We start from the raw sequence: 16,351 nt of genomic DNA on the forward strand, positions 1-16,351 counted from the left end.
CACCGCGCGAACAGATCGCCCGCGCAAGGGGATTCAGTGCGGTACCTGCCACACCACCGTCGTACCGCCGCCGTCCTCGCCGATCCCCGGCCCGTACCAACTCGCGCCGCCCAGCGACTCGGCACGCCGCCTGAGGTTCTTCAGGCCGCTGCGCCGGCCGCCGTCGGGGATGCCGACGCCGTCGTCCGCGACGGCGAGGCGCACGCCCGGCCGCCCGTCCGGCAGCAGGACGTCCGCGTCGACGGAGACCTCGATCCGGGAGGCTCCCGCGTGCCGGAAGGCGTTGGAGAGGGCTTCGCGCAGCGCGGCGACGAGGTTCTTGCCGGTGAGTTCGCCGACCAGCGTGTCGACGGGGCCGGTGAAGCGGTGTCCGGGGTGGAAACCGAGGGGGACGGCGACCATGTTGATCTCGCGCAGGACACGGGTGCTCAGCCCGGAGGGCGTCTCGGCGGGGCCCTGCCGGAGCGCGAAGATCGCTGTGCGGATCTCCTGGATGGTGACGTCGAGTTCGTCGACCGCCGTCCCGACGCCCCGCCGTACCTCGGGCACCTTCGACCGGCGCTGCGCGCTCTCCAGCATCATTCCGGTGGCGAACAGCCGCTGGATGACCAGGTCGTGCAGGTCACGGGCGATCCGGTCGCGGTCCTCGTACACCGCGAGCCGTTCCCGGTCGCGCCGCGACTCGGCCATCATCAGCGCCAGGGCCGCCTGCGAGGCGAACTGCGTGGCGAGGGTCCGCTCGCTCTCGGTGAACTGGCGTCCGTCGCGGGACCTCGGGGTGAGGAGGGCACCGAGGACCCGGCCGTCGCTCTGCAGCGGGAGCATCATAACGGGCCCGTAAGCCTGGGTGAGATCCGTCCGCAGGCGCGGGTCGGCGGACGCGTCCGCCAGGAACACCGGCTTCCCGTCCCGGAGTTCGGTGACCAGTTCGCTCTCCGGCGGAACGACGACGCCGAGCGCCTTCGACGGGTGGTCCGAGGCCACCGCGACGACCTCCAGGCCGCCCTCCTCCGCGGGGAGCAGGACGATCCCGGCCGCGGAGCCGGAGAGCCTGCGGGCCTGCTCGGCGACGGTCTGCAACGCGTCCTCGGCGTCGCTGCCCGCCAGCAGCGCGGTGGTGACGGCCACCGAGCCGTCGATCCAGCGCTCACGCTGCTGCGCCGCTTCGTACAGGCGGGCGTTGCCGATGGCGATACCGGCCTCGGTGGCGAGCACCCGGAGCATGTCGAGATCGTCGTCGTCGAAGGTGCCGCCGCCGCGCTTCTCCGTGAGGTACAGGTTCCCGAAGATCTCCCCCTGCACCCGGATCGGCACTCCGAGGAAGCTGCGCATCGGCGGATGGCCGGGCGGGAACCCGCAGGAGCGCGGGTCGTCGGTCAGGTTCGCGAGGCGCACCGGATCGGGGTCGCGGATGAGCGCGCCCAGCAGCCCCTTGTGGCCGTCGGGCCTGCGCCCGATCCTGCGGGCGGTCTCCTCGTCCACGCCGTACTGGACGAAGTCCGCGAGACCCTCCCCGCTCTCGTCCACGACGCCGATGGCCGCGTACCGCGCGTCCGTGAGCTCCGCCGCTGTCTCGCAGATGCGGTTCAGTTTGGAGTGCGGCTCCAGCCCCGATCCGACCGACCGTACGGCCTCCAGCAGCCGCGGGACCCGTGCGTCCGGCTCGCCGGTCAGCCCTCCCGGAGCCATGGCCGCCGCGGCCATGCCGTCACCCGGGACGGGGGAGCGTCTCGCCGCTGACATGCCCTGAGCCTAATGAGTCCCCTTTGCCCGGGAAAGTCGGGCGGGTGGCGACAGACGGCGGACCCGGCACAGCCGGCGCCTTCCCGGACGGCGCGCTCAGCCCACGACGGCCGTCGCCCGCGCTCCGCCCGCTCTTCGCTCGTGCGGCGCTCAGGGCGCCACCGCGCGCACCAGCAGATCCGCGGCGGTCTCGCGTTCGGCCAGCTCCCGCAGCGGCCCCGCGACGGCCACCAGCTCGGCGAACGCCCCACGCTGGACCACATGTCCCCGTGCGAGCACGATCACCTCGTCCACCGCGTCGAGCCCGGCCAGCCGATGCGTGATCAACAGGGTCGTACGGCCCTCGGTCGCGGCCAGGAGATCCGCGGTGAGCGCGTCGGCCGTCGGCAGGTCGAGGTGCTCCGCCGGTTCGTCGAGGACGAGCACGGGAAAGTCGGCGAGCAGCGCACGTGCCAGTGCGAGCCGCTGGCGCTGGCCGCCGGACAGCCGTGCCCCGTGTTCGCCGACCAGGGTGTCGAGCCCGTCGGGCAGTCCGTCCACCCAGTCCAGCAGCCGGGCTCGTCCGAGCGCGTCGCGGACCGCGGCCTCGGTCGCGTCCTTACGGGCCAGCAGCAGGTTCTCGCGCAGGGTGCTGTCGAAAAGGTGCGCGTCCTGGGCGCAGAGCCCGACCAGCCGGCGCACGGCGTCCCCGTCCATCCCGCAGGCGTCCACCCCGGCGAGCGTGTACGTCCCCGCCTCCGGGTCCAGGAATCGCAGCAGGACCTGCGCGAGCGTCGTCTTGCCGGCTCCGGACGTGCCGACCACGGCGATCCTGCGGCCCTTCTCGAGGGTCAGGTCGAGTCCGGCCAGCGCGTCCCGATCCTGTCCGGCGTGCCGGGCCCGGAGCCCGGACACACGGAGCGGGAACGGTGTCGCGGGCGCCGGTCGCGGCTGTTCGGGCTCGCGTACGGGATCGGCGGCGTCCAGCACCTCGTACACGCGCTCGGCGCTCTTGCGCACCCGCTGCCGGTACTGAACGGCGAGCGGCAGTCCCATGACGGCCTCGAATGCGGCCAGCGGGGTGAGGACGACGACGGCCATGAGCACGCCGTGCAGTCGCCCGGCGGCGACCGCCTGGGCGCCCACGAGAGCGGTGGCCGCGACGGTGAGTCCGGAGACAAGTGCCGTGAGTCCGTCCCCGAGGGCGGTCGCGGTGGCGGCTCGGGAGGCGATCCTCGTGAGGACGCCGTCGGCCTGCCTCGCCTCGGCGGTACGGGCGGGCAGCGCGCCCGCGACGGTCAGTTCGGCGGTCCCCGTGAGCAGATCGGCCACCTGGGTCGCCAGCGCGCCCCGCGCGGGAGCCAGCCGTCGTTCGGCACGGCGCGCCACGGCACCGGTCACCAGGGGGACCCCGGCCCCGGCCGCCAGCAGACCGACGGCGAGAACGGCCCCGGCTTCGGGGAGCAGCCAGGCGGTGAACCCGACGGAGGCGGCGGAGACCAGGACCGCGGCTCCGGTCGGCAGCAGCCAGCGCAGCCAGTAGTCCTGCAGGGCGTCCACGTCCGCGACGAGCCGCGACAGCAGGTCACCACGCCGGGTGGTCCGCAGCCCGGCGGGCGCGAGCCGTTCCAGACGCCGGTAGACCGCCGCCCGTGTGTCGGCCAGCATCCGCAGCACGGCGTCGTGCGAGACGAGCCGTTCCGCGTACCGGAACACCGCCCGTCCGATGCCGAACGTCCGGGTGGCCGTCACGGCCACCATCAGATAGAAGACCGGCGGCTGCTGGGAGGCCCGCGAGATGAGCCAGCCGGAGGTGGCCATGAGGCCGACGGCGCTACCGAGCGCGAGGCTGCCGAGGAGCAGGGCGAGCGCGAGCGGCCTACGCCGGGGAGCCGCCATCGCCCGGACGCGGGCGAGCACGCCACCCTGGGCCCGGGACATCGCGACGAGGCCTTCGGCGTCCGCCGGGAACATGTCCTCCGGCTCGGCGCCTTGCGGCGGCTGTGTGCGCGTCGGCTGCGCGGAGCCGGAAACCCCGGCCTCGGGTGCCGGCCTCGGCGCGCCGACTGCAGCGGCTTCCAGGCGGACCACCCGGTCCGCGACGTCCAGCAGGGCCGGCCGGTGCACGACCAGCAGCACGGTCCGTCCCGCGGCCAGCCGCCGGACCGCCGTAACGACCTCGGCCTCGGTCGCCCCGTCGAGCGAGGCCGTCGGCTCGTCGAGCAGCAGCACGGGCCGGTCCGCGAGGAACGCCCGCGCGAGTGCCAGGCGCTGACGCTGGCCGGCCGACAGTCCGGTGCCGTCCTCACCGAGAAGCGTGTCGGCCCCGGCGGGCAGGGCGTCGACGAACCCTGCCGCACCGGCGTCGACGAGAGCCTTGCGCAGCGCCGCGTCGTCGGCGTCGGGTCGCGCCAGACGTACGTTCTCGGCGATGGATCCGGCGTACAGGTGCGGCCGTTGCGGCACCCAGGCGATCCGCGAGCGCCACTCCGTGAGGTCGGCGTCGACGAGATCGACTCCCCCGGCGCGGACTTGGCCGGTGGTGGGCTCCACGAATCCGAGCAGAACGTTCAGCAGAGTCGACTTGCCCACACCGCTGGGACCGACGAGGGCGACCGTCTCCCCGGGCTCGACCGCGAAGGAGACGTCCGAGACCGCGTCCGCGGAGCGCCCCGGATAGCGCACGGTGACGCCGTCGAAGGCGATCTCCCCCGCGGGCACGCGCAGCGAACCGGACCTCGGTGCCGGGGTCTCCAGCACCGCGAAGATGGCCTCGGCGGCCGCGAGCCCTTCGGCGGCGGCGTGGTACTGGGCTCCCACCTGCCGCAGCGGCAGATAGGCCTCGGGTGCCAGCACGAGGATGACGAGCCCCACGTACAGGTCCATCTCGCCCCGGACGAGCCGCATGCCGATGGTCACCGCGACCAGGGCGACCGAGATGGTGGCGAGCAGTTCCAGGGCGAAGGACGACAGGAAGGCGATCCGGAGCGTCCGCATCGTCGCCTGCCGGTACTCGCCGGTGATCTTCCGGATCGACTCGGCCTGCGCCTTGGCCCGGCCGAACACCTTGAGCGTGGGCAGCCCCGCGACCACGTCCAGGAAGTGTCCGGACAGCCGGGACAGCATCCGCCACTGGCGGTCCATGTGACTGCGCGTGGCCCAGCCGATCAGCACCATGAACAAGGGGATGAGCGGCAGCGTGCCGACGATGATCGCCGCGGACACCCAGTCCTCGGTGACGATCCGCGCCAGCACGGCGACCGGGACCACCAGCGCGAGCCCCAACTGCGGCAGATAGCGCGAGAAGTAGTCGTCGAGCGCGTCGACGCCCCGTGTCGCGAGGGCGACCAGGGAACCTGTCCGCTGACCGCTGAGCCACCCGGGCCCGAGCGACGCGGCCCTCTCCACCAGCCGCCCCCTCAGCTCCGACTTCACCGCGGCACTCGCGCGGTGCGCGGCGAGCTCGGTGAGCCAGGCCACCAGAGCACGCCCGAGCGCCACGACCGTCAACACAACCAGGGGGGTGCGCAGTTCGGCGACGGAGAAACCGTGCTGGAAGGCGCCGACCACCACTTCGGCGATGAGCATCGCCTGGGCGATGACCAGTGCCGCTCCGGCGACGCCCAGCCCCACGACCGCCACAAGGAAACGGCGGGTGGCTCGGGCGTACCGAAGCAGGCGCGGATCGATTGGTTTCACGTGAAACACACCTTTGGCCCATCAGGCATGTTTCACGTGAAACATGCCGCTACATCGGATTCAGTGCGACACGTCCACGGCGATGTGGTGCGTGCCGATGCGCTTGCGGAACACCCAGTAGGTCCAACTCTGGTAGAGCAGGACGATCGGCGTGGCGATCACGGCACACCAGGTCATGATCTTCAGGGTGTACTGACTCGACGAGGCGTTGGTGACCGTGAGGCTCCAGTCCGCGTTGAGCGAGGACGGCATGACGTCCGGGAAGAGCGACAGGAAGAGCATCGCGACGGCGGCCACGATGGTCAGCCCCGAGAGAATGAACGCCCATCCCTCACGCCCGGCGTTGGCCATCGCCAGCGCCGCGACGAGGGCGGCCACGGCCACGATCAGCGCGACCAGCGACGCACCGTCACCGCTGTCGACCTGGGTCCAGATGAGGAAGACCAGCGCCAGCACGGCTGTCGCCAGGCCGACCTGCAGAGCGAGCTTCCGCGACCGCTCCCGGATGTCTCCCACCGTCTTGAGGCCGACGAACACCGCCCCGTGGAAGGTGAACAGCGTGAGCGTGACCAGACCGCCGAGGATCGAGTACAGGTTGAGCAGATCCCAGAAGTTGCCCACGTACTCGAAGTTCCGGTCGATCTTCACTCCGCGCACGATGTTGGCGAAGGCCACACCCCACAGGAACGCCGGGATCAGCGAGGTCCAGAAGATCGCCGCCTCCCAGTTGCGCTGCCAGTGCTCCTCGGACCTCTTCGCCCGGTACTCGAAGGCGACACCGCGCACGATCAGACAGACCAGGATGATCAGAAGAGGCAGGTAGAAGCCCGAGAAGAGGGTGGCGTACCACTCGGGGAAGGCGGCGAAGGTCGCACCGCCGGCCGTGAGCAGCCACACCTCGTTGCCGTCCCAGACAGGGCCGATCGTGTTGATCAACACCCGCTTCTCGGTGCGGTCGCGGGCCAGCAGCTTGGTGAGAATGCCGACTCCGAAGTCGAAGCCCTCCAGGAAGAAGTAACCGATCCAGAGGACCGCGATGAGGACGAACCAGACGTCGTGAAGTTCCATGACTCAGCAGCTCCCTGAGCCTAGTAGGAGAAGGCCATCGGCTTGTCGGCGTCACTGGAGTCGCCGCCGATCCTGGTGGGCGGGTTGAGGTCGGACTCGGTGAGCTCGGGCGGCCCCGCCTTGACGTACTTCGCGAGCAGCTTGACCTCGATGATGGCGAGGATCGCGTAGATCAGGGAGTAGACGGTCAGCGACGTGATGACCTCGCCCTGCGAGACGGTGGGGGAGACACCGAACCGGGTCTGCAGAACGCCGTACACGACCCACGGCTGACGGCCCATCTCGGTGAAGATCCAGCCCCAGGAGTTGGCGATCAGCGGGAACGCCAAGGTCCAGATGGCGATGCGCCAGCCCCACTTGGTGAGCTTCGGGCCGAGCGCCTTGTTCTTGAACAGAACCAGATGCGGTGCCTCGTCCTCGCCGACCCTCAGGTGCTGGGGCAGCATGAACTTCTTGCGGGTCAGCCAGAGTCCGACGATACCGATCACGAAGGACGCCATGCCGAAGCCGATCATCCAGCGAAAGGCCCAGAAGGTGACCGGGATGATGGGGCGGTAGTCGCCGGGACCGTACTTCTCCTGCTCGGCCTTGTTCGTGTCGTTGATGCCGGGGACGTACGAGTTGAAGTTGTCGTCGGCGAGGAACGACAGTATCCCCGGGATGGACAGCTCGACGGTGTTGTGGCCCTTGCTGACGTCTCCGTAGGCGAAGATCGAGAACGGTGCGGAGTCCTGACCGTCCCACAGCGCCTCGGCGGCGGCCATCTTCATCGGCTGCTGCTTGAACATGATCTTGCCGAGGGTGTCGCCGCTGATCGCCGTGAGCAGACCGGCGATGACGACGGTGATGAGGCCGAGCCGCAGAGAGGTTTTCATGACAGCGACGTGCCGCTTGCGGGCCAGGTGGATCGCGGCGATGCCCACCATGAAGGCGCCGCCCGTCAGGAAGGCCGCAGTGAGGGTGTGGAACGCCTGGGCCAGCGCGGTGTTCTGGGTCAGCACGTGCCAGAAGTCGGTGAGTTCGGCGCGGCCCTTCGCCTTGTTGATCCGGTAGCCCACGGGGTGCTGCATCCACGAGTTGGCCGCGAGGATGAAGTACGCCGACAGGATCGTGCCGATGGAGACCATCCAGATGCAGGCGAGGTGGAGCTTCTTCGGGAGCCTGTCCCAGCCGAAGATCCACAGCCCGATGAAGGTGGACTCGAAGAAGAAGGCGATCAGGGCCTCGAAGGCGAGCGGCGCACCGAAGATGTCCCCGACGAAGCGTGAGTAGGCGGACCAGTTCATGCCGAACTGGAATTCCTGGACGATGCCGGTGACGACGCCCATCGCGATGTTGATCAGGAAGAGCTTGCCCCAGAACTTCGTGGCTTTGAGGTACTTCTGATTCTCCGTACGCACCCAGGCGGTCTGCAGGCCGGCGACGAGCGCGGCGAGCGAGATCGTCAGGGGTACGAAGAAGAAGTGGTAGACGGTGATAATTCCGAACTGCCATCGCGCCATGGTCTCTGGCGCCAAAGCCAATTCCACGTCGTCAGTCTCCTTACGTCGCCGTGGTCACAGCGGCAGTTTGCCCGCTTCGTAGCAGACATCACGGGATCAACAGGACACGCTTGTGAACGCGTTCACATTCACAAGCAATTATGACGCATGCCCGTTCGAGGGAGGAGGGGCGGGGGGTCCCTAACTGGGACCGAAGGGCCCCGACCCGGACCCGAGGGACCCCGGCCCGGAGGAACCGGACAGCCCGGGATGCACGAGTGACGCCCGAACCCGCCCGCCAACGCCGGCCTCCGCCCTCCTCCCGTCTGCACCGCGTACGCCGAGAGGCCCGTACACGGTCGACGCGTACGGGCCTCTCTCCGGACTCTCCGGCGATGCCTCACGAGTGAGGCCAAGCCTGTCCCTGTGGACAGTTGGTCCGCCGGGCGACTACATCCCCTTGGGGAAGCTCTCGGTCGCCTTCAAGAAGATGTCGTTCCCCTCGGTCTCACCGATGGTGACGCGGACGCCCTCGCCCGCGAAGGGACGCACGACGACACCGGCCTGCTCGCAGTGCGCGGCGAAGTCGAGGGTGCGCTCCCCCAGTCGCAGCCAGACGAAGTTGGCCTGCGTCTCGGGCACCGTCCAGCCCTGACCGCGCAGCGTGTCGACCACCCGGGTGCGCTCGGAGACCAGGGAGCCGACCCGGCCGAGCAGTTCGTCCTCGGCCCGCAGGCTCGCCACCGCGGCGTCCTGGGCCAGCTGGCTCACGCCGAACGGCACGGCCGTCTTGCGCAGCGCGGCCGCCACCGGCTCGTGAGCGATGGCGAAGCCGACCCGGAGACCGGCCAGCCCGTACGCCTTGGAGAAGGTGCGCAGCACACAGACGTTGGGCCGGTCACGGTAGATCTCCACCCCGTCCGGCACCTCGGCGTCACGGATGAACTCGCGGTACGCCTCGTCCAGCACGACCAGCACATCGCTCGGCACCCGGTCCAGGAACCGCTCCAGCTCGGCCCGGCGGACCACGGTGCCGGTCGGGTTGTTCGGATTGCAGAGGAAAATCAGCCGCGTCCGGTCGGTGACGGCGTCGGCCATCGCGTCCAGGTCGTGCACCTCGCCCGGGGTCAGCGGCACCTGCACCGAGGTCGCCCCGCTGATCTGCGTGATGATCGGGTACGCCTCGAAGGACCGCCAGGCGTAGATGACCTCGTCACCGGGACCGCTCGTGGCCTGCAGCAGCGACTGCGCCACGCCGACCGAGCCGGTGCCCGTCGCCACGTGGGAGACAGGGACGCCGAAACGGTCCGCCAGCTCGTTGACCAGCCCCGTGCACGCCATGTCCGGGTAGCGGTTGAACGAACCGGTCGCCGCGGTCAGGCTCTCGACCACGCCGGGCAGCGGTGGGTACGGGTTCTCGTTGGAGGACAGCTTGTACGCCACGGCGCCGACGGCGGCGGGCTTGCCGGGCTTGTAGGTGGGGATACCCGCCAGCTCGGCACGCAGCTTGGGGTTCGTGTCGCTCACCGCAGTCCTCCTCGTGACCACCAGCGGCTCATGACCACCACCGGCTCCTAATACTTCTCACCTTATGAGGATTCCGCGCCGCTGCGAATGGCCTGTGGACAACCTGACACCACCCCGTGCCCGGCCGGGTGATCATCCACGCCCGCCGGCGGCACCGGTCCCGGGCCGTCGCCGTCGCACGGCCCGACGGCCGTCCCCGTACGAAGTCGTACGAAAGGGGGCGCGTCGGCGGCTATCACATGCGCCGGTGGCTCACGCCGTGGCGCGCATCCCTCGTACAGGTGAGTTGAGACCTCTTCGAAACATGGCCCGCTTGGCAGGTCTGCACGCACGGACAAGTCACGTATTGGGATGAGATCGGTCAACTACCTTCACTTCAAAGGGAGTTAGACGCTGTCGATCATGCAGAAACGTGCCTGTCAACGCGCGCATATGCGTCCGCACTACCCCACCGCATGAGCCCTACTATCGGCTCGCCATGACAGCAGCAGGGAAGCACCAGGTGAGCCGGGCGGAGACCTCCCGCCGAGGCGGTCGGCCGGGCCGGGCGGGCATCAGAGACGTGGCCGCGGCAGCAGGGGTCTCCATCACAACCGTGTCCGATGCCCTCAACGGCAAGGGGCGGCTCCCGGACGCCACCCGACGCCATGTCCGCGAAGTCGCCGACCGGCTGGGCTATCGCCCCTCGGCCGCGGCCCGAACCCTCCGTACCGGCAAGTCCGGCCTGATCGGCCTGACCGTCACCACGTACGGGGATGAACCTTTCACCTTCACCGAGTTCGCCTACTTCGCCGAGATGGCCAGAGCCGCCACCTCGGCCGCGCTCGCCCGGGGATACGCCCTGGTCATCCTCCCCGCGACCTCCCGCCACGACGTGTGGTCGAACGTCGCCCTGGACGGAACCGTGGTCATCGACCCGTCCGACCAGGATCCGGTCGTCAGCGAGCTGGTCCGCCAGGGGCTGCCCGTCGTCTCCGACGGCCGGCCCGCGGGGTCGCTCCCGGTCACCGCCTGGGTGGACAACGACCACGAGGCCGCCGTCCTCGGCATCCTCGACCACCTGGCCGACGCCGGCGCCCGCCGCATCGGCCTCCTCACCGGCACCACCACGGACACGTACACCCACCTCTCCACCACCGCATACCTGCGCTGGTGCGAGCGCGTGCGCCAGGATCCGGTGTACGAGGCCTATCCCGCGCACGATCCATGCGCGGGAGCGGTGGCGGCCGACCGGCTCCTCGCCCGGCCCGACCGCCCTGACGCCGTCTACGGCCTCTTCGACCCGAACGGCACCGACCTGCTGGCCGCCGCCCGCCGCTACGGTCTGCGCGTACCCGACGACCTGCTGCTGGTGTGCTGCAGCGAGTCGAACGTCTACGCCAGCACCGAGCCGCCCGTCACGACCCTCTCCCTCAAACCGCGCAGAATCGGCACGGCCGTCGTCCAGCTGCTGATCGACGCCATCGAAGGGGTCGAATCGGACCAACCGGTCGAGCAGGTGATACCGACAGAGCTGATCGTGCGGACCTCGTCGCAGCGCCGTTCGCCCCGGACGACCGTCAGTCCGCCCCGATCACCCGAACAGGGCTGAGGCCCGATCAGGCAAGGGCGGGGCGAGCCCCGCCCAATTCGGGCGAAAACCGCGGTGAACTGGGGTCCTGTTCCGATTCACCACCCCTGGGTCATCACATGGCGCGATCCGCATTCCTATGATGGGCGGACGACACCGCGGGCCGCTGCGACCAGGCAGTCCGAACCGGTGCAGATGCGGCGCGATGGTGGTGGAGGGGTCGATGACTCAGGGGGCCGGTCAGGGACCCGAGGTGGTGCGGACGGCGACGTTGCGCGACTTCCGGGTACCGGGGTACGTCCACGAGACCGGTCCGTATGCGCAGAACACGCCTCATGGCGAGGGCGCCGGACCCGTCGGGGAGAGCACGCGGTACGCGTCGGGAGAACCCTCCCCCTACGCGTCCGGGAAGTCTCCGGCGGAGTTCCCGGAGGGGTTCTCCGAGGGGTACACGCCCACGCAGCGCGATCTGCCGGTCATCAACCGCGGCGACACCCTGCAGGTCGCCGTCGACGCCTCGGGCGCGCCCGCCCCGGCGCCCGGCGCCGGACCCGGCCCGCTGTACGTCGTCGGGGACGTGCACGGCTACCTCGACCAGCTCGTCGCCGCGCTCCAGGCCAAGGGTCTCGTCGACGCCGCCGGGAACTGGTCGGCCGGCACCTCGCGCCTGTGGTTCCTCGGCGACTTCACCGACCGCGGCCCGGACGGCATCGGCGTGATCGACCTCGTGATGCGGCTGTCCGCCGAGGCGGCCGCAGCCGGCGGCTACTGCAAGGCGCTCATGGGCAACCACGAGCTGCTGCTGCTCGGTGCCAAGCGGTTCGGCGACACCCCGGTCAGCTCCGGCGCCGGCACCGCCACCTTCCAGGCCGCCTGGCTGCTCAACGGCGGCCAGAAGACGGACATGGACCGCCTCCAGGACCACCATCTGCAGTGGATGGCCCGCCTCGACGCCATGGAGCTGGTCGACGGACACCTTCTGGTGCACTCCGACACCACCGCCTACCTCGACTACGGCGACTCCATCGAAGCGGTCAACGACACCGTCCGCGAAACCCTCACCCGCAACGACGCCGAGGACTGCTGGGACCTGTTCCGCAAGTTCACCCGGCGCTTCGCCTTCCGCGACGACGGCGCCGACGCGGTCCACGAACTGCTCGACCTGTACGGCGGCACACGCATCGTCCACGGTCACAGCCCTATTCCGTATCTCCTGGGCGAGGTGGGCCCGGAGGACGGCGAGGCCGGAGCGGGTCCCGTGATCGAAGGACCGCACGTCTACGCCGACGGTCTGGCCATCGCGATGGACGGTGGAGTGACCATGGCCGGAAAGCTGCTGGTCCAGCAACTTCCCCTGGATATCTGAGCGTTCACCGGGCAGGCGTCCGGCGGGCGGACCGCTGCGGACAGGGGCCAATTTCTGGAAACCCCCTGTCACGGCGTGCCGTCACCGCTCTACCATCGGCTTATCCGTAGCAGGCTCCCCTCCGTTTCTGCCCAACGGCTCGTCAGCGTGCGAGCCACCAGCCCTACGGAGCATCGGGGGATGCAGATGAACAGCGTTCCGCAGCACCTGCTGAGCGAGGACCGCCAGGAATACGAGCGGATCCTCGATGAGGCGCTGCGCTCCGCACCACACCGCCCGGAACTCGCCGCTGTCGGCCAGCGGCTCAACCTCGAACAACTGCGCACCATGGCGCTCAACGCCACAGCCCTCATCACGACGGCCGCGTCGGACGAGTACGCGCACTATGTGAAGATCCGCAGCGAACTGCGCCGACCGGTGCGGTCCGCTGTCGTGAGCGAGGAAACCGGCTCCACGGAGCCGGGCACGACCGTGTTGGGGCTCGCCGCCACCGTGGGGGAGGTCACCGAGACCGCCGGAGCAGGCGCGGTCGCCGTCGTCGCGGTGCTCGCCCCCGTCCTCGCCGGGACGGCAGCGGTGATCTTTCTGCTCGTGGGCTACGTCCTGAAGATGCTCGATCCCGAGCCGACCGTCGCCCGAACCCTCCTGACCACGGGATGGGTCTTCGGCGCGATCACGGCGGCCGCCATTCTGGTCGCCGCGGCCGGACTGCTGCTGACCGCCCTGCGCAACAGTTCGTCCTCCCTCCAGGCCGAAGCGGGCCACGAGCTGACCGGACAGGTCACCCGGGCCAAGGAGGCCTGGCGTGATGCCCTGCTGGAGCGCGGCATCATGCCGTTCCTGCGGGAAGCCCTCGCGGACCCGGGCTCGGCGGCACTGAGCCGCCCCGCACCGGCCCCGAGCCGCATTCCCCACCTCGGGTACGGCAGGCCGGGGTTCAGCAGCCCCGAGGACGGACCGGCGGCAGGCTCGCGCCCGAGCTTCTCCAGCCCGGACTTCACCAGCCCGGACTTCGGAGGACCTGAGCACCAGCCCGAGTGACCCGGCCGACCGACGGCAGGGTCTGGCGGGAGAGGGCCCGCGCGGGTGCGCGGGCCCGTACACCGCTGCGGGTGCGGCCCTTTCCGGCTGCCCGCGGCGCGTCCGTACGGCCGCGGGCAGGGCCCTGCCCGCGCGGCGCGCCGCGAGCGCTCGTCCCTCCCGTACACGGCCGCGGCGCGGGCGGGCCCCACGTCTGCGGCGCCCGCGGTCCTCCACACCCGCCTCCGGGCAGCCCGGGGGCGTCCTGCGGGCGTCATGCGCTGCCTTCGGAGCGCCTCAGATGATGCCCAGCCGCCGCGCCTCCTTCGTCCACGACGGGAACTCGGACAGCAGCCGGTCGTAGAGCTCCGGATCCGGTACGTCGCTGATGTCGTCGACCGCGAAGAAGCCCACGTTGTCGACGCGTCGGCCCGGCAGGGTGTCGAACCGCTCCAGAACGCCGTAGTTGGAGCGCCCCAGTCCGACGAACTGCCAGAAGACCGGCTCGTCCACCGCTTCCCGCAGCTCCTTCTCGATCTCCTTGTTGCGGTAGACGCCTCCGTCGGAGAAGAAGAGCACCAGGGTGGGATCGGCGGCCGGGTGCTCGCGAACGAACGTCCGGACCTCGGCGATCACCTTCTGCTCCTCGTTCTGGATGCCGACCGCCCGCATGTCCACCTGTCCCGGCAGCAGGCCCTTCTTCGGCTTCTTCCTTCTGAACAAGGTCAGTTCACCCACCCGGACGTGGCGCTCCAGCCACTCCGGCAGATCGCCCAGGGCGAGGTCCGGCAGTCGGGCCGGGTTCGACGCGAAGGTCCACGCCTGCATCTCCCCGTCGTCGTCCAGCTGGGCCGCCACCGCGGCCATCCGTTCCACCACATCGGCCACGACGCCCTTGGAGTACAGGAACGACATCGACCCGGAGGCGTCCAGGACCAGGATGACGCGGGCCTTGACGCCCACAGCCCCGTGCTTGCGCAGACTGACCGCCACCTGCTCCTTGCGCAGGGAGAGCCGCTTGCGCATGTCGACGGGCAACCGCTCCTCACCCTTCACGAGACGAGGAGCCGAGCCGGGAACCGGGGCCGGAGGCGCCTGGGGCGCGGGAGAGACAGGCGCGGTCGGGGGTGCCGGTGGCGACGGGGGTGCGGAGACCGGCGAGGGTGTCGGTGCCGCTGCGGTGGCTCCGGTGGGCGCGTTCCTCGCGTCCGTGCTCCCTGCGGTGCCGGGCTCCTCGTCCACGCTGATCCCGAAGTCGGTGGCCAGGCCCGCGAGCCCGGAAGCGTACCCCTGGCCCACCGCGCGGAACTTCCACTGACCGCCCCGCAGATACAGCTCGCCTCCGATGAACGCCGTCTCCGTCGTCGCCTCCATCTCGAAGAACGCCAGCTCCTCCCCGGTTCCGGCATCGAACAGCCTCAGTCTCAGACCCGACAGCTGGCCGAAGGTGCCCCCGTCGGCGGAGGCGCCCAGGACCACGCGCTGGATCTCCGGCTCCAGGGCACGCAGATCCACCTCGACGGTGTCCGTCGTCCCGTCCCCCTCCCGCCGCTTGCCCGAGTGGCGCACGGCGCCGGAGGCATGCCTCGGCTGGTTGTAGAAGACGAAGTCACCGTCGTCACGCACCCGCCCGTCCGCCCGGAGCAGCAGGGCCGAGGCATCGGCGTCCGGCGCACCGGGGCCTCCTGACCAGCCGAGTACGACCCGCACCTCCTGCGCGGCAACGGGAAGGTTGGCACCCTTGCTCATCGATGTCGGTGTCATGCGCCCAGTCTCTCTGGAGAAGCCGTCAGTGGATCCGGCCGATACGCCCGCGCGTGGGAACAGCCGGCCGCGTCCGTCGCGGCCCGTACGAACGCGCGCAGCCGCTCGGTGGTGTTGCCCTCCATCCACACCAGTCCCCGTTCGATCGGCTGCGCGTCGTGAAGGGGGACGTAGGCGATGTCGGGCCTCGGGTAGTACTGCCGCGAGTGCTCCCCGACCGGGAGGACGCCCCGGCCCATCGCTACCAGGGTCAGCATTTCGGAGAACGACCCGCCGGCCGGCCCCTTCGGAACGGGCCTGCCCGAGGGGGTGTGGTCCGGTGTGCGGTCCCGTTTGAACGCCGCCGAGGTCACCTGGGGGTACTGCACCACGGGATGGTCCGCGAGCACCTCGAGGGAAAGCCGTTCCTCGCCGGCCAGCGGATGACCTGCCGCGACGGCCAGGACCCGTCTCTCCCGCAGCAGTGCGGGTCCGCAGGCCATGCCGTCGAAGGGGAACGAAGCCAGCAGCACATCGACCGAACCGTCCATCAGACTCGCCCGGGAGTTGGAGAGCTGAACCTCCCGCACGTCGACACGGCAGTCCGGGTGACGCTCACCGAACAGGGCGACCGCCTTGAGAAGCATGGGCGCCGTCCACTCGCCGAGGAAGGCGGCCCGCAGCTCTCCGGTGACGCCCCGGCCGGCGTCGGCCGCCCTTCGCAGCGCCGCTTCCATCCCGGCGGCCAGGGGCGCCAGGTCGTCCGCCAGCTGCCGGCCGATCGCGGTGAGCCGGACGGAACGGCTGTTGCGTTCGAACAGCAAGGCTCCGACTCTGCGCTCCAGTGCCTTGATCACCTGGCTGACGCGCCCGGTCGTGATCAGCAGCCGCGCGGCGGTCCGGCCGAAGTGCAGTTCCTCGGCCAGCGTCAGAAAGATCTCGGTCTCCAGTCGCTCCAGCATGAAACCCCCGGCATTAAATCTGGCTCAACGGTCGTACAGCGATCATGCCTTGATGGCGTCCGTCTCGCGGCGGATCGTAGAAGGCGTCCACCCGGACGCGAAAGAGCCGACAAGGCTCCCGGCCGGCCGAGCGCACAGCACCTCCGCGCCCGGTTCCACCCACCACGCCACCACCTCCACCACGCCCATCACG

The 16,351-nt window shown here is 70.3% G+C and carries 10 protein-coding genes; 3 read left to right on the plus strand and 7 right to left on the minus strand.

All coding sequences use genetic code 11. The annotated features are described in order from the left end of the window. Positions 1-33: 33 nt before the first annotated feature. The 5 genes from OG410_RS21050 to hisC form a co-directional block, all read right to left on the minus strand. On the minus strand, positions 34-1,704 hold the full coding sequence (locus OG410_RS21050) for a sensor histidine kinase (protein WP_329304188.1): 1,671 nt from the start codon (positions 1,702-1,704) through the stop codon (positions 34-36). 189 nt (positions 1,705-1,893) lie between these two features. Continuing rightward, positions 1,894-5,430 (minus strand): thiol reductant ABC exporter subunit CydD, encoded by a 3,537-nt coding sequence (gene cydD / locus OG410_RS21055; protein WP_329300600.1) that lies wholly within the window; start codon positions 5,428-5,430, stop codon positions 1,894-1,896. A gap of 51 nt (positions 5,431-5,481) precedes the next feature. Further along, positions 5,482-6,489 (minus strand): cytochrome d ubiquinol oxidase subunit II, encoded by a 1,008-nt coding sequence (gene cydB, locus OG410_RS21060; RefSeq protein ID WP_329300601.1) that lies wholly within the window; start codon positions 6,487-6,489, stop codon positions 5,482-5,484. A gap of 20 nt (positions 6,490-6,509) precedes the next feature. Continuing rightward, a complete protein-coding gene (locus tag OG410_RS21065) occupies positions 6,510-8,018 on the minus strand; it encodes a cytochrome ubiquinol oxidase subunit I (protein WP_329300602.1) in 1,509 nt (502 codons plus the stop codon). Positions 8,019-8,420: 402 nt separating this feature from the next. Then, on the minus strand, positions 8,421-9,497 hold the full coding sequence (gene hisC, locus OG410_RS21070) for a histidinol-phosphate transaminase (protein ID WP_329300603.1): 1,077 nt from the start codon (positions 9,495-9,497) through the stop codon (positions 8,421-8,423). A 478-nt stretch (positions 9,498-9,975) separates the two neighbouring features. Between hisC and OG410_RS21075 the strand changes: the two genes are divergently transcribed. The 3 genes from OG410_RS21075 to OG410_RS21085 all read left to right on the plus strand — a co-directional run bounded on the left by OG410_RS21075 (position 9,976) and on the right by OG410_RS21085 (position 13,474). After that, the gene (locus tag OG410_RS21075; protein ID WP_328670183.1) at positions 9,976-11,088 is read left to right on the plus strand and encodes a LacI family DNA-binding transcriptional regulator; all 1,113 of its coding nucleotides are present in this window, start codon (positions 9,976-9,978) and stop codon (positions 11,086-11,088) included. 202 nt (positions 11,089-11,290) lie between these two features. Then, positions 11,291-12,433 (plus strand): metallophosphoesterase, encoded by a 1,143-nt coding sequence (locus OG410_RS21080; RefSeq protein ID WP_329300604.1) that lies wholly within the window; start codon positions 11,291-11,293, stop codon positions 12,431-12,433. Between the two features lie 180 nt (positions 12,434-12,613). Beyond that, positions 12,614-13,474, plus strand: coding sequence for a hypothetical protein (locus tag OG410_RS21085; protein WP_329300605.1), 861 nt, complete (start codon positions 12,614-12,616; stop codon positions 13,472-13,474). Between the two features lie 276 nt (positions 13,475-13,750). On the opposite strand, the gene OG410_RS21090 is transcribed toward OG410_RS21085, so the two are convergent. Continuing rightward, a complete protein-coding gene (locus OG410_RS21090; protein ID WP_329300606.1) occupies positions 13,751-15,217 on the minus strand; it encodes a VWA domain-containing protein in 1,467 nt (488 codons plus the stop codon). Further along, positions 15,214-16,158: a LysR family transcriptional regulator gene (locus OG410_RS21095; protein WP_329300607.1), complete on the minus strand. Its 945-nt coding sequence runs from the start codon at positions 16,156-16,158 to the stop codon at positions 15,214-15,216. Before OG410_RS21095 ends, OG410_RS21090 begins: the two co-directional genes overlap by 4 nt. Positions 16,159-16,351: the final 193 nt, after the last annotated feature.

Source organism: Streptomyces sp. NBC_00659 (assembly GCF_036226925.1).
Lineage (GTDB): Bacteria > Actinomycetota > Actinomycetes > Streptomycetales > Streptomycetaceae > Streptomyces.